At 72.5% G+C, this 14,123-nt stretch carries 14 protein-coding genes; 5 read left to right on the top strand and 9 right to left on the bottom strand.

Annotated features, from left to right (window positions below; translation table 11 throughout):
* Positions 1-31: 31 nt before the first annotated feature.
* Both NQU54_RS21780 and NQU54_RS21775 read left to right on the top strand, forming a co-directional pair.
* On the top strand, positions 32-1,675 hold the full coding sequence (locus NQU54_RS21780; RefSeq protein ID WP_257632518.1) for an AMP-binding protein: 1,644 nt from the start codon (positions 32-34) through the stop codon (positions 1,673-1,675).
* A gap of 40 nt (positions 1,676-1,715) precedes the next feature.
* A complete protein-coding gene (locus NQU54_RS21775; RefSeq protein WP_069869110.1) occupies positions 1,716-2,309 on the top strand; it encodes a TetR/AcrR family transcriptional regulator in 594 nt (197 codons plus the stop codon).
* A 145-nt stretch (positions 2,310-2,454) separates the two neighbouring features.
* Here NQU54_RS21775 and NQU54_RS21770 read toward each other — a convergent pair whose 3' ends face one another.
* The 3 genes from NQU54_RS21770 to NQU54_RS21760 form a co-directional block, all read right to left on the bottom strand.
* The gene (locus tag NQU54_RS21770) at positions 2,455-3,669 is read right to left on the bottom strand and encodes an acyl-CoA dehydrogenase family protein (protein WP_069868966.1); all 1,215 of its coding nucleotides are present in this window, start codon (positions 3,667-3,669) and stop codon (positions 2,455-2,457) included.
* A gap of 7 nt (positions 3,670-3,676) precedes the next feature.
* On the bottom strand, positions 3,677-4,699 hold the full coding sequence (locus NQU54_RS21765; RefSeq protein ID WP_257632517.1) for a phosphotransferase family protein: 1,023 nt from the start codon (positions 4,697-4,699) through the stop codon (positions 3,677-3,679).
* A 249-nt stretch (positions 4,700-4,948) separates the two neighbouring features.
* Positions 4,949-5,341 (bottom strand): winged helix-turn-helix transcriptional regulator, encoded by a 393-nt coding sequence (locus NQU54_RS21760; RefSeq protein WP_069868968.1) that lies wholly within the window; start codon positions 5,339-5,341, stop codon positions 4,949-4,951.
* A gap of 155 nt (positions 5,342-5,496) precedes the next feature.
* Between NQU54_RS21760 and NQU54_RS21755 the strand changes: the two genes are divergently transcribed.
* Together NQU54_RS21755 and NQU54_RS21750 are read left to right on the top strand one after the other, a co-directional pair.
* Positions 5,497-6,150, top strand: a complete 654-nt coding sequence (locus NQU54_RS21755) for an NADPH-dependent F420 reductase (RefSeq protein ID WP_257632516.1) — start codon at positions 5,497-5,499, stop codon at positions 6,148-6,150.
* Between the two features lie 267 nt (positions 6,151-6,417).
* Positions 6,418-7,344, top strand: a complete 927-nt coding sequence (locus NQU54_RS21750; protein ID WP_257632515.1) for an NADP-dependent oxidoreductase — start codon at positions 6,418-6,420, stop codon at positions 7,342-7,344.
* Between the two features lie 642 nt (positions 7,345-7,986).
* Here the strand turns inward: NQU54_RS21750 and NQU54_RS21745 are convergent.
* The 4 genes from NQU54_RS21745 to NQU54_RS21730 all read right to left on the bottom strand — a co-directional run bounded on the left by NQU54_RS21745 (position 7,987) and on the right by NQU54_RS21730 (position 10,120).
* On the bottom strand, positions 7,987-8,319 hold the full coding sequence (locus tag NQU54_RS21745) for a DUF202 domain-containing protein (RefSeq protein ID WP_257632514.1): 333 nt from the start codon (positions 8,317-8,319) through the stop codon (positions 7,987-7,989).
* Positions 8,320-8,337: 18 nt separating this feature from the next.
* Positions 8,338-8,682 (bottom strand): YidH family protein, encoded by a 345-nt coding sequence (locus NQU54_RS21740; RefSeq protein WP_069869112.1) that lies wholly within the window; start codon positions 8,680-8,682, stop codon positions 8,338-8,340.
* Positions 8,683-8,792: 110 nt separating this feature from the next.
* Positions 8,793-9,329, bottom strand: a complete 537-nt coding sequence (locus NQU54_RS21735; protein WP_093707196.1) for an NUDIX domain-containing protein — start codon at positions 9,327-9,329, stop codon at positions 8,793-8,795.
* A 29-nt stretch (positions 9,330-9,358) separates the two neighbouring features.
* Positions 9,359-10,120, bottom strand: a complete 762-nt coding sequence (locus NQU54_RS21730; RefSeq protein ID WP_257632513.1) for a hypothetical protein — start codon at positions 10,118-10,120, stop codon at positions 9,359-9,361.
* Positions 10,121-10,420: 300 nt separating this feature from the next.
* Between NQU54_RS21730 and NQU54_RS21725 the strand changes: the two genes are divergently transcribed.
* Complete coding sequence (locus NQU54_RS21725; protein ID WP_257632546.1) at positions 10,421-12,076, top strand: FAD-binding dehydrogenase; 1,656 nt, start codon at positions 10,421-10,423, stop codon at positions 12,074-12,076.
* Positions 12,077-12,260: 184 nt separating this feature from the next.
* On the opposite strand, the gene NQU54_RS21720 is transcribed toward NQU54_RS21725, so the two are convergent.
* Positions 12,261-13,079 carry an ABC transporter permease gene (locus tag NQU54_RS21720; RefSeq protein ID WP_257632512.1) on the bottom strand — a complete coding sequence of 273 codons (819 nt, stop codon included), beginning with the start codon at positions 13,077-13,079 and terminating at the stop codon, positions 12,261-12,263.
* Positions 13,076-14,098, bottom strand: coding sequence for an ATP-binding cassette domain-containing protein (locus NQU54_RS21715; RefSeq protein WP_257632511.1), 1,023 nt, complete (start codon positions 14,096-14,098; stop codon positions 13,076-13,078). The genes NQU54_RS21720 and NQU54_RS21715 overlap by 4 nt, the downstream gene beginning before the upstream one ends.
* Positions 14,099-14,123 lie beyond the last annotated feature (25 nt).

Raw genomic sequence — 14,123 nt, 5'->3', positions numbered from 1 at the left:
CACCCTCACCCCCGTCCAGACAGGGCCGCCCATGACGACGTACCAGGACCAGCCATGGCTCGCTCAGCTCACTGAGAAACAGCGCCGGACGATCACCCCGCGGCCGAGCCCGCTGCATGCGTTCCGGGACGCCGTGCGCAGCTCGCCCGACCATCCGGCGCTCGCCTACTTCGACGGACGGCTGACCTACCGGGAGGTCGACGAGCTCTCCGACGGCATCGCCGGATACCTCGCCGAACGCGGCTTCCGGCCCGGCGACCGCCTCGCGATCATGCTCCAGAACACCCCGCACTTCGTCATCGCGCTGCTGGGGGCGTGGAAGGCGGGCGGCACGGTCGTCCCGGTCAACCCCATGTACAAGGGCGCCGAGCTCGCGCACATACTCGGCGACGCCGAGGTGAGCGCCCTGGTCTGCGCCCGCCACGGCTGGGAGGACTACATACGCCAGACGGCCGCCGCCTCCCCGGTGCGGATCGCGCTCACCGCCGACGCCCGCGACTTCCAGACCCGCGACGACGAGCGGGTGCTGCGCGACGAGCCCATCCCGGCCCCCGCGGACGCCGAGGACCTCCTCGCGGCCGCCCGCGCCGGTGCCCGTCCGCCGTCCGTCCCCGCGCCCGGCCCCGACGACATCGCGCTGATCAGCTACACCTCCGGGACCAGCGGCACCCCCAAGGGCGCCACCAACACGCACGGCAACATCTCCTACAACGCCGACCGGCAGCACATCCTCCATGAGCTGCCCCTCGGTTCCACGATCTTCGCGCTGGCCCCGCTGTTCCACATCACCGGCATGGTCTGCGAGCTGTGCGCGGGCATGGCCGGGGCGGGCACCCTGGCCCTGGCCTACCGCTTCGAGACCGGGGTCGTCCTCGACGCCTTCGCCGAGCACCGCCCCCTCTACACCGTGGGCCCCTCCACCGCCTTCATGGCGCTGATGGCCCACCCCCGGGCCACCCGCGACCACTTCTCGTCCTTCCGGATCATCTCCTCCGGCGGCGCCCCGGTGCCGCCCGCGCTGGTCGAGCGGTTCCAGAAGGACTTCGGCCCGTATCTGCACAACGGCTACGGGCTCACCGAGTGCACCGCGCCCTGCGCCAGCGTCCCGCCCGGGATCCGCGCCCCCGTGGACCCGGTCTCCGGCACCCTCGCCGTCGGCGTCCCCGGCGCCGACACGATCGTGCGCATCGTGGACGACGCGGGGCAGGACGTGCCCTTCGGCGAGCAGGGCGAGATCGTCGTCCGCGGCCCGATGGTGGTGCCCGGCTACTGGCGGCGCCCGGAGGCGACCGAGACCGCCCTCCCGGACGGGGAACTGCGCACCGGCGACATCGGTTTCATGGACGAGGGCGGCTGGCTGTACGTGGTCGACCGCAAGAAGGACATGATCAACGCGTCCGGCTTCAAGGTGTGGCCGAGGGAGGTCGAGGATGTGCTCTACACTCACCCCGCCGTGCGGGAGGCGGCCGTCGTCGGCGAACCCGACGCGTACCGCGGGGAGACGGTCAAGGCGTATGTGAGCCTGCGATCAGGGGTCCGGGCCACACCGGACGAGCTGTCCGCGTACTGCGCGGAGCGGCTCGCCGCGTACAAGTACCCCCGCGAGGTGGAGATCCTGCCCGAGCTGCCGAAGACGACCAGTGGCAAGATCCTCCGGCGGGAACTGCGAGGATGACAGAGAAAGTCAGAAGGGCAGAAGAGAACGGGTGGCGAGCATGGCCAGAGCGACGGACGGTGACGGACAGCCGGTGCCACAGCGGCTGCTGGCCGCTGCGACCCGCCTCTTCGCGGAGCGCGGCTACGACCGGACGTCCGTACAGGAGATCGTCGAGGCGGCGGGCGTCACCAAGGGTGCGCTGTACCACTACTTCGGCTCCAAGGACGATCTGCTGCATGAGATCTACAGCCGGGTGCTCCGGCTCCAGCAGGAGCGCCTGGACGCCTTCGCGGACGCCGACGCACCGGTGGAGCGGCGGCTGCGGGACGCGGCGGCCGATGTCGTGGTCACCACGATCGAGAACCTCGATGACGCGACCATCTTCTTCCGGTCGATGCATCAACTCAGCCCGGAGAAGCACAAACAGGTGCGCGCCGAGCGGCGCCGCTACCACGAGCGGTTCCGCGCGCTGATCGAGGAGGGACAGCGGACCGGGGTGTTCAGCTCCCGTACCCCGGCCGATCTGGTGGTGGACTACCACTTCGGCTCGGTCCACCACCTGGGCACCTGGTACCGGCCCGGCGGCCGCTGGGCCCCCCAGGAGGTCGCGGACCACCTGGCGGATCTCCTGATGCGCGCACTGCGGCCATAAGGGAAATCCAGCCCGTCAAGGGGGCACCTCCCAGCGGTAGCTGGGGGAGATTGAGGACCGGGGGTCCGGGGGTGGAGCCCCCGGATGCGGGAAGGGGCGGGGGGGGGAACAAACCCCGCCCTCGCCCCTACACGTACCGCTTCGGCTATACGTACCGCTTCAACTCCCGCCGCGCCAGCGACCGCTGATGCACCTCGTCCGGACCGTCCGCCAGCTGAAGCGTCCGCGCGGCCGCCCACAGCTCGGCCAGCGGGAAGTCCTGGCTCACCCCGCCCGCGCCATGCAGCTGCACCGCCCGGTCCAGGATCCCCACCACCGTGCGCGGGGTCGCGATCTTGATGGCCTGGATCTCGGTGTGCGCCTCGCGGTTGCCCGCCGTGTCCATCAGCCAGGCCGTCTTCAGCACCAGCAGTCGCAGCTGCTCGACCGCCACCCGAGCGTCCGCGATCCACTCATGGACCTGGCCCTGCTGGGCGAGCGGCCGGCCGAAGGCCGTACGGTCCACGGCCCGGCGGCACATCAGCTCGATACCGCGCTCGGCCATGCCGATCAGCCGCATGCAGTGGTGGATCCGGCCGGGGCCGAGGCGGGCCTGGGCGATGGCGAAACCGCCGCCCTCCTCGCCGATGAGGTTGCTCACCGGCACCCGCACCCGGTCGAAGACCACCTCGGCGTGGCCGCCGTGGTAGTGGTCCTCGTACCCGTACACCCGCATCGCGCGGCGCACCTCGACGCCCGGGGTGTCGCGCGGCACCAGCACCATCGACTGCTGACGGCGCACATCGGCGCCCTCCGGGTCGGTCTTGCCCATCACGATGAAGATCTTGCAGTCGGGGTTCATCGCCCCGGAGATGTACCACTTGCGCCCGGTGATGACGTAGTCGTCGCCGTCGCGCTCGATCCGGGTCTCGATGTTGGTCGCGTCGGACGAGGCGACCTCCGGCTCGGTCATCGCGAAGGCCGAGCGGATCTCCCCGTCGAGCAGCGGCTCCAGCCACTGCTTGCGCTGCCGCTCATCGCCGAACTGGGCGAGCACCTCCATATTGCCGGTGTCCGGGGCAGCGCAGTTCAGCGCGGTGGGGGCCAACTGCGGGCTGCGGCCGGTGATCTCCGCGAGCGGGGCGTACTGGAGGTTGGTCAGCCCCGCGCCGTACTCGGCGTCGGGCAGGAAGAGGTTCCACAGCCCCTGCCGACGGGCCTCGGCCTTGAGCTCGCCGACGATCGGCGGGGTCAGCCACGGGGAGTCCAGGGACGCGCGCTGCTCCTCCGCGACCGCCTCCGCCGGATGGACGTGCTCGTCCATGAAGGCGAGCAGTTTGGCGCGCAGCTCTTCGGTCCGGGCGTCGAATGCGAAGTCCATGGCGGGATCAGCTCTCCTTGAGGGTGGTGAGGCCGTGTTCGATGAAGGCGGGGGCGATGTCGCCGATGCGGTCGAAGCCCGCGCCGACGGTCTGGCCGAGGGTGAAGCGGTAGTGGATGCCCTCGAGGATCACCGCCAGCTTGAAGTAGGCGAAGGCGGTGTACCAGGAGACGCCGCCGACATCGCGCCCCGAGCCCTCGGCATAGCGCTGGATCAGCTCGTCCGTGGCCGGGTGGCCGGGGGCGCCCTGGGTGGAGGAGATGGGGGAGTCGGCGAGATTCGGATGACCGCTGTACATCACGATCAGGCCGAGGTCGGTCAGCGGATCGCCGAGCGTGGACATCTCCCAGTCGAGGATCGCCGTGATCCTGTCGTCGGCGTTCACCAGGACGTTGTCGAGGCGGTAGTCGCCGTGTACGACGGTGGGCGTGGGGGAGGCGGGCAGCGCCTTGCCCAGCCGGGTGTGCAGCTCCTCGATCCCGGGCAGCTCACGGTTGCGCGAGGCCGCCAGCTGCTTGCCCCAGCGGCGCAACTGCCGCTCCAGGAACCCCTCCGGGCGCCCGAAGTCGCCGAGCCCGACCTCGGCCGGATCGACGGAGTGCAGCGTCACCAGCGTGTCCACGAGGGAGAGGACCACCTCCCGGGTGCGCTCCGGGCCGATGCCGGTGAGCTGTTCGGCGGTGCGGTACGGGGTGCCCTCGACGAACTCCATGACGTAGAAGGGCGATCCGATGACCGACTCGTCCTCGCACAGCAGCACCGGCTCCGGCACCGGCACGGCCGTCGGGTGCAGGGCGCTGATCACCCGGTGCTCCCGCGCCATGTCATGGGCGGTGGCGAGCACATGGCCCAGCGGCGGCCGGCGGACCACCCAGCGGGAGGCGCCGTCGGTGACGGTGTAGGTGAGATTCGAGCGGCCGCCTTCGATCAGCTTGGCGCTCAGCGGCCCGCGCACCAGTCCTGCGCGTTCGCGGTCGAGGTGGGCGCGGAGCCGCTCGAGGTCGAGCCCTGGGGGATTGCCTGCGTTCATCGAACCTCTTCCTGGGTTTCTTTCCTCGGTACTGGTGCGGGGAACGGCGGACCGTCCTGCCACATGATGCCGACCAGTCGGTATGTAGTCCAGTGGGCCTTGGCTCTCGGGGGCCGGAGGCCGCCCGGGTGCACGGGTGCACGGGCGCATTGGCCGCACCGGGCGTATCAGGCGTATCGGCCGTATCGGGCGCATCGGCCGCGCGGCCGACGCGGGGTCGCGTGGGCCGCGTGGCACGGCGGGCCGGGACTACCGCCCGCGCCGCCGCTCGGCCCGCTCCTGGGCCTCGACCACCGCGTCCGCGTACTCCACCGACCAGGCACCGAGCGCCTCGATCGGCCCCAGCAGGGTCTTCCCGAGCGCGGTCAGCCCGTACTCGACCCGGGGCGGCGCCTCCGCGTACCGGCGCCGCTCCACCAGCCCGTCGTCCTCCAGCCCGCGCAGGGTGTCGTTGAGGACCTTGGCGCTGATGCCGCCGATGGCCGCGCGCAGCTCTCCCGGGCGGCGCGGCCCCTCCCGCAGCCCGAAGATCACGACGGCGGTCCAGGTACGGGCCAGCAGATCGAAGCCCAGCCGCGCCCGGCAGTCGGCGATGAACCCGTCCGGGGCGGTGGGGCGCGATGTCGTCGCCGGTTCGCTCACTGATGACCTCCTGGCCGCCGTCCTAGCCCATCCGTCGCACACCTCGCGGTGTGCGACGGACTTCCTAGTGTCGCTGCCCGGCGCCGGACGAGAACGACCGGCGAACGCGACTGGCGAACACGGCAGGCGAGACGGGCGAGGGTGAGGAGACCGCGATGCGGATCGGAGTGCTGGGCACGGGCCGGATGGCCGACGCGCTGGGGACCCAGTGGGCACGGGCGGGGCACGAACTGTTCATCGGCGGCCGCTCGCGGCCGAAGGCGCAGGCACTGGCCGCGCGGATCGGCCACGGCGCACGGGCGGGGAGCCTGCGCGAGGCCGCAGGATTCGGCGAGGTGACGCTGTTGGCGGTGGCGTACGAGGGCGTCGAGGCGGCTCTGGAGGCGGCGGGTGCGGCCGAGGGGACGCTGAGCGGCCGGGCGCTGATCGACTGCACCAACGCGATCGTCCCCGGACGCTTCACCCTCGCCACCGACGGCGGACCGGGCATGGCCGAGCGGATCGCCGCGCGGGCCGTCGGGGCGCGGGTCGTGAAGGGGTTCTGCCACTGCGCGGACGCGGTGTGGCGGATGACCCCGCCGGTCTTCGCCGACGGCCCGCTGGCGGTTCCGCTGTGCGGGGACGACGAGGAGGCCCTGGAGGTCGTACGGGCCCTGGTCCGCGACATGGGCTGTGCACCGCTGGACGGCGGCGGCCTGGAGCGGGCCCGCCTGCTGGAGTCCACCGTGGCGTTTCTGCTCGGCTTCTGGTTCGGCGGGATGGAACCGCGCGCCGCGCTGCCGCCGCTGGCGGCGCAGGGTTCGGCGTAGCGGCTGGGGCGGGCGCTGCCGGGGCGGGTGCGGCTGGGGCGGTGCGGCCGGGCTGTACGGCTGGGCTGTACGGCCGGGGCGGTGCGGATTTGCGGTGGCGGTGGCGGAGCAGGAGCGTCGAAGAGGAGGAGCGGGCGAGAACACGCCCGGGACCGACGCGAACGCGAGAGCCGCGAGATCTGCGAAACCCGTGAGATCCGCGAACACCGCGAACACCGCGAGCTCCGCGAACGCCGCGAGAACCGCGAGAACCGCGAGGAGCGCCACATGAAGGCCATCAGCTACCGCCGCTACGGCGGCCCCGAGATCCTGGAGTACGGGGAGCGGCCGAAGCCCAAGGTCGGCCCCGACGCCGTCCTGATCAGGGTCAAGGCCGCCACCGTGAACCCCGTCGACTGGAAGGCGCAGGCCGGATACCTCGAACCGGTCCTGGACGCGGTCTTCCCGGTCATCCCCGGCTGGGACGTCTCCGGGGTCGTGGAGCGGCCGGGCGCGGCGGTGACGGAGTTCCAGCCCGGCGACGAGGTGATCGGGTACGTACGGGAGGACTTTCTCTCCCGGGGCACCTGCGCCGAATACGTGGCCGCCCCCATCCGCACCCTCGCCCGCAAACCCCGGAACCTCTCCTTCACACAGGCCGCGGGCATCCCGCTGGCGGGTCTGACGGCCTATCAGTCGCTGGTACGGGCGCTGAAGGTCGGTGAGGGCGACACCGTGCTGGTGCACGCGGCGGCGGGCGGGGTCGGCTCGATGGCGGTCCAGTTGGCGCGGCACATGGGGGCGCGGGTGATCGGCACGGCGAGCGAGCGCAACCATGAGTATCTGCGCGCGCTGGGGGCCGAGCCGGCCACGTACGGGGAGGGGCTCGCCGACCGGGTCCGCGCCCTCGCCCCGAACGGCGTGGACGCCGTGCTCGACCTTGTCGGCGGCGACGCGCTCGCCACCTCCTCCGAACTCCTCGCCCCCGACGGCCGCCTGGCCTCCATCGCCGACCCCGCCGTCCTCGGCCTCGGCGGCCGCTACGTCTTCGTCCGCCCCGACCCCGACGACCTCCAGGACCTCACCGACCTCGCCGAACGCGGCGCCCTCGGCGTCGAGGTCTCCGCGGTCTTCCCCCTCCAGAAGACGGCGGACGCGCAGCGGCTCAGCATGGAGGGGCACGGGAGGGGCAAGATCGCCATCACGGTGGACTGACCCCCAAGGCCCGCGCCCGGAATGTCCCCCACCCCGCCCCTCCCCGAACCAAGGGGCCCCGCCCCTTGCCCCCGTGGGGCTTCGCCCCGGCCCCCGGTTGGCCGCCTGGCCGCCGACCGAAGGCATGCCCTCGCCTCCTCGGAACGGCACGCCCGACCGCGCGGCGCACGGCGCTGCCGTGCGGGGCCCTGGGGTGCGGGGTCGGGTGCGCTTCCGGCGGTGGAGTCCCCTATCCCGCCCCTTGCCCCCGTGGGGCTTCGCCCCGGCCCCCGGTTGGCCGCCTGGCCGCCTGGCCGCCGACCGAAGGTATGCCCTCGTCCCCTCGGGACGGTACGCCTGACCGCAGGGCGCACGGTGCCGCTGGTGGGACGGCGGCGGGTGGCTCAGCCCCGGGGTGTGGGGCGGAGCCCCATGGGGTGCAAGGGGCGGAGCCCCTTGTTTCGGGAAGGGGCGGGGTGGGGGCTCGGCTCGCCGCAGGCGCCTCCGGGCCGCGCACGCCCCCGGCCTCAGGCCAGACCCCCCCTGCCTCAGGCCGGACCGCCCCTGCCTCAGGCCGGACCGCCCCTGCCTCAGGCCGGACCGCCCCGGCCCCAGGCCAGACCGCCCCGGTCCCAGACGAGGCCGCCCCCGTCCCAAGCCGTCTCAGCGAAGCGTCGCCGCGCCCAGGACGGCCAAGGCGAGGGTGCAGGCCACCGCGGCCGCGGCCGCCCGCGGGGACAGGGCGGGCGGCCGGGACGCGCGCATGGCCCGGATGCGGCGGTGGGCCAGCGCCAGGAAGGCCAGCCAGACCAGCACCACCAGGGCCAGGACCACGAGCGAGCCCGGTTCGATGCCGGTGTACAGCGCCTGGCGCCCCGCGAGCGACGCGGCCACCGCACACGCCAGCGTCGTACGCCGCCAGGCCAGCCGCGTCCGCTCGGGCTGGAGCCCGGGGTCCCGCGTTCGCGATCCGTGGGTCCCATTCCCTACCGGCATCGCCTCACACCTCCCGGCTCACCCGCCCCACCCGAAGGCGGCCACGATCACCATCAGCAGCGCCACCACCCCGACCGCGAGCCCCAGCGCCACCGGGAAGCGGGACATCGGCAGGTCCTCGCCGCGCCGCATGGCCCGTTCGCAGCGGACCCAGTGGCTGATGGCCCGCAGGGCGCACACCGCGCCGCCCGCCAGCAGCGTGAGCGCCAGCGCGAGCCGTAGCGGCCGGCCGGTCTCCGGGAGGAACTGGTCGACCGCGAAGCCGCCGCCCACCAGCGCCATCGCGGTGCGCAGCCAGGCCAGGAAGGTCCGTTCGTTGGCGAGCGAGAAGCGGTAGTCGGGGGTGCTGCCCTCGGCCCGCATCCGTTCGGGCGCGAACCACAGCCGCAGGTCCGCGACGGCCGAGGTGCGGCCGTCACCACGCGGCTCGGCGGGCCGGGAGGGCTCCGAGGGGCCGGAGGGGGAGGGTTCGCTCACGCTTCGACCCTCTCACGGCGCCACTCCACCAGCCGCCGGTACGCCTCCCACCCGTCCGGCACCCACTCCCATTCGGGCAGCCGCCGGGTCAGCTCCTCCTCGGTGAGGAAGGTGTGCCAGGCGACCTCCTCGGCCTGCGGATCGACCGGCGGTTCGCAGCGGACCTCGTAGACCCGGCACCACGAGGTGTGCTCGGGCCCCTCGTAGAGGAACGAGAACAGCGGTACGGGCGCGGGCAGCCCCCGCACGCCCAGCTCCTCCTCCGCCTCGCGCAGCGCCGCCCCGTCGTAGCCCTCGCCCGCGCCGACGACCCCGCCCACGAACATGTCGTACAGCGACGGGAAGACCAGCTTCCCGGCGGTGCGGCGATGGACGAAGATCCGGCCCTGGGCGTCCCGCGCCTGGATGAAGACGCAGCGGTGCCGGAGTCGGTGGGCCATGGCGTCGCCGCGCCGGGCCTGGCCCATGACGCGGTCCCGCGCGTCCACGATGTCCAGCAGTTCGTCGGCGGAAAGCGGCTCCTGATCAGGCATACCGCCATACAAGCAGATCGCGGACGCGATCAGCGCCCGTAGCCACCCCCGTAGCCACCGCCGTAACCGCCTCCGTGCCCACCGCCGTGTCCGCCCCCGTAGCCGCCGCCATAGCCGTTTCCACCGCCATAGCCGCCGCCGTAGCCGTTCCCGCCGCCGTTCCCGTAACCGTGCCCCTGGCCCTGGCCTTGCCCCTGCCCCGGTCCGTACGGCCCGGAGCCGCCCTCCTCGGCGCGCTGCTTCGCCTGTTCCTCGGCCCAGCGGTCGAACGCCTCCACCGCGTCCTGCCAGTCGTCGTACTGCCCCGGCCCCCGGGACGACAGGTCCCGCTGCCAGGACGAGGCGGAGCGGCCGTTGGTGGACGACGGGGCCCGGGGCCGGTCCTGGGTGGCGGACCGCGTCGGGGCCTGGGCCGTCGGCCGGGCCGCGGCGGGCGGCTGTGGCTCGGGCTCCTCGGCGCGCGCACCGCGCAGCGGGGTGTCGCCCACCGCCGCCTCGGCATACGCGACGGCCTGGCTCTCCGGCTCGTCCGGAGCGGCCGACGAGCTGTCGGGTCCGGAGGCGGCCGTCGCCTGCCCGGAGTCCTTGCCCATGAGCATGAAGAGCGCGGTGGCGGCTCCGGTGGCCGACAGCAGAATCGCTCCGGCGGCCGCCTTGCGCCGGTTGTCCGGCGGATGGCGGCGGGCGTGCCGAGGCCCGATCACCTCACCGCGGAGCACCTGCGTCTCGTCCGCGGGCGGCCCGGCTTCGAGGGGCTGCGGGCCGGGGGTGACGAGCGTCGGGTTCACCACGCGACGTTCCACCTCGGGCGCCGACCCTGAATCCCCAGGCCCTGAATGCTCAACGGAGCGGTCAGCCATGGTCGATGATGATGCACTGTTGGCCCAACCGTGTCCAATCTCGGTGAACGATTGTGACCTTTTTTCTACGCCGAGGTTTCGCGGGGGCAGTTGGCGGTCCGGAAGCGGTCCGAAACCGCTCCCATGCCGCGGGTTGACGCCGTACTGGCCGGTAGGCATGATCGCGGTCATGACGCCGTCGGCACACCGCCGTCGGGCGTCGGCGGGCTCACGAGAACGGGACACCACACCATGGCGTACGACGCGGATGTGATCGTGGTCGGCGCGGGGCTCGCGGGCCTCGCGGCCACCGCCGAACTGGCCGACGCCGGCCGCAAGGTGATCCTGCTCGACCAGGAGCCCGAGCAGTCGCTCGGCGGCCAGGCCCACTGGTCCTTCGGCGGTCTCTTCCTCGTCGACTCACCCGAGCAGCGCCGTCTGCGCATCCGCGACAGCCATGAACTCGCCTGGCAGGACTGGCTGGGCACGGCCGGGTTCGACCGCGAGGAGGACCACTGGCCGCGCCGCTGGGCCGAGGCGTACGTGGACTTCGCGGCGGGCGAGAAGCGGTCCTGGCTGCACGCCCAGGGGCTGCGGCTGTTCCCGCTCGTCGGCTGGGCCGAGCGCGGCGGCTACGACGCGACCGGACACGGCAACTCCGTGCCCCGCTTCCACATCACCTGGGGCACCGGCCCCGGCGTCGTCGCCCCCTTCGAGCGGCGGGTGCGGGAGGCGGCCGCCCGCGGCCTGGTCGACCTGCGCTTCCGGCACCGGGTGACCGGGCTGTCCCGCAGCGCGGGCACGGTCGACACCGTCACCGGCGACATCCTGGAGCCCAGCGGTGTCGAGCGCGGCGCCAGCAGCGGCCGCGAGGCTACCGGCGCCTTCGAACTGCGCGCCCAGGCCGTGATCATCACCTCCGGCGGTATCGGCGGCAACCACGACCTCGTCCGCGCCAACTGGCCCGAGCGGCTCGGCTCCCCGCCCGAGCGGATGATCTCCGGGGTCCCGGCCCATGTGGACGGTCTGATGCTCGGCATCACCGAGGGGGCCGGCGGCCGCATCATCAACCGCGACCGGATGTGGCACTACACCGAGGGCATCGAGAACTGGAACCCCATCTGGCCCCGGCACGGCATCCGCATCCTGCCCGGCCCGTCCTCCCTGTGGTTCGACGCGCGCGGCAAGCGGTTGCCGGTGCCGCTGTTCCCCGGTTTCGACACCCTCGGCACGCTCGAGCACATCATGCGGACCGGCTACGACTACACCTGGTTCGTGCTCACCCGGAAGATCATCGAGAAGGAGTTCGCGCTCTCCGGCTCCGAGCAGAACCCGGACCTCACCGGTAAGAGCGTCCGCGATGTGATCGGCCGCGCGCGGGACGGGGTCCCGGGCCCGGTCCAGGCGTTCATGGACCACGGTGCGGACTTCATCGTGGAGCGGTCGCTCCCGGCGCTGGTCCGGCGGATGAACGAACTCACCAAGGAGCCGCTCATCGACGAGGCCGAACTGCGGCGGGAGATCGTCGCCCGGGACCGTGAGATCGCCAACCCCTACACCAAGGACCTCCAGGTCACCGCCCTGCGCGGCACCCGTAAGTACCTGGGCGACCGGCTGGTCCGCACCGCCGCCCCGCACCGCGTCCTCGACCCCAAGGCGGGTCCGCTGATCGCCGTGCGCCTGCACATCCTGACCCGCAAGTCGCTCGGCGGCCTGGAGACGGACCTCTCCTCCCGCGTCCTGACCGAGGGCGGTGAACCGCTGCCCGGCGTCTACGCGGCCGGGGAGGCGGCGGGCTTCGGCGGCGGGGGAGTGCACGGCTACCGCTCCCTGGAGGGCACCTTCCTGGGCGGCTGCCTCTTCTCGGGCCGTACGGCGGGCCGCGCGGCGGCCGAGGCGGTGGCGTGACCCCGGTGGCGTAGACCTGGTGGCGTCAAACCTCCCGACGCGGTGGCGTGAACCCCCGGCGCGTGAACCCCGGCACGGGAGAACGCCGACGGCACGGGAGAACGCCGACGGGGCGGCGCACGCCGACGCGGTGTCGGAGTGCGCCGCCCTCGGGCGGGACGAGCGGTGGCAGGCAGTCCGCGCATCACTTCGGGTCGCGGTTGAACACCGCCTTCGACCAGCGGTAGCCGAGCGCCGCCAGGACCAGGCACCACACGACGGTGAGCCATCCGTTGTGACCGATCCCGGTGCCGAGCAGCAGTCCGCGCAGGGTCTCGATGGTCGGTGTGAACGGCTGGTATTCGGCGATCGGCTGGAACCACCCCGGCATGGCGTCGACCGGGACGAAGGCGCTGGAGATGAGCGGCAGGAAGACCAGCGGCAACGCGTTGTTGCTGGCCGCCTCCGCGCTCGGGCTGATCATGCCCATCCCGACCGCGATCCAGGTGAACGCCAGGGCGAACAGCGTGAGCAGCCCGAACGCCGCGATCCACTCCAGGACCGAGGCATCCGTGGAGCGGAAGCCGATGGCCACGGCGACGGCACCGACGAGAACCACGCTCATGACCGCCTGCACCACGCTGCCGATGACATGTCCGATGAGCACGGAACCGCGGTGGATCGCCATGGTGCGGAAGCGGGCGATGATGCCCTCGGTCATGTCGTTGGAGACGGACACCGCGGTGCCGACCAGGGTGCTGCCGATGGTCATCAGCAGGATGCCGGGGACGAGATACGCGATGTACTCGGAGCGATCGGCGCCGCCACCGCCGATGCCCGCGCTCATCACATCGCCGAAGACGTAGACGAACAGCAGCAACAGCATGACCGGCGTCAGCAGCAGATTCAGGGTCAGGGACGGGTAGCGCCGCGCGTGCAGGAGGTTGCGCCGCAGCATCGTGGAGGAGTCGCGTACGGCGAGGGAGAGCCGGGTCGGGCGGGCGGGAGCCACGGGAGCGCTCATCGGGCAGCCTCCTTGGGCTGGTTCGGCTGGTTCGGCTGGTTCGGCTGGGTGGGTACGGCGGAGCCGGTCAGGGCGAAGAACACATCGTCGAGGTCGGGGGTGTGCACGGTGAGCTCATCGGCCTCGATACCGGCCGAGTCCAGCCAGTCGAGGATGGAGCGCAGCTCACGCTGGCTGCCGTCGCTGGGGATCTGTAGCGACAGCGCCTCGTCGTCGCGAGTGATCTCGCGCAGCGCGGTGGCGGCGCTCCGGTACGCGGACGGGTCGGCGAAGCGGAGTCGTACATGTCCGCCGGGGATGAGCCGCTTGAGCTCCTCGGCGGTGCCCTGGGCGGCGATCTTGCCGTTGTTCAGCACCGCGATCCGGTCGGCGAGTTCATCGGCCTCGTCCAGGTACTGGGTGGTGAGGAAGACGGTGACGCCGCCGGAGACGAGTTCGCGGATGATCTGCCACATGTTGTGACGGCTGCGCGGGTCGAGGCCGGTGGTCGGCTCGTCGAGGAAGATGATCCGCGGGTTGCCGACGAGGGTCATGGCGATGTCCAGGCGGCGCTTCATACCGCCGGAGTAGCTCTGGGCGGGCTTCCCGGCGGCGTCGACGAGGTCGAACCGCTCCAGCAGTTCGGCGGCGACCCGCCGTCCCTCCCGTTTGGGCAGATGGTGCAGGTCCGCCATGAGGAGCATGTTCTCCTCGCCGGTGATCAGCCCGTCGACGGCGGAGAACTGTCCGGTGACACCGATCGCGGCCCGTACCCCGTCCGGGGAGGTGGCGACGTCATGGCCCGCGACCTGGGCCTGCCCGCCGTCGGCGGTGATGAGCGTGGAAAGGATCTTCACGGCGGTGGTCTTGCCGGCGCCGTTGGGCCCGAGCAGCGCGAACACCGACCCGGCCGGGATACGCAGATCGATGCCGTCGAGGACGGTCTTGTCGCCGTACGACTTGCGCAGGCCGACCGCGGAGATGGCGGCCGGTGACGGCTGACCGGCCGGACTGGATGTGGGCATGACAGAAGAAGGCATGGAGCCCTCCGTTCGAAGGCTGAAG

The sequence above is a fragment of the Streptomyces malaysiensis subsp. samsunensis genome, assembly GCF_024519315.1.
GTDB classification, from domain to species: Bacteria; Actinomycetota; Actinomycetes; order Streptomycetales; family Streptomycetaceae; genus Streptomyces; species Streptomyces malaysiensis.
Note: the sequence above shows the minus strand (reverse complement) of the source record. Positions and strands in the feature narration are given on the sequence as shown.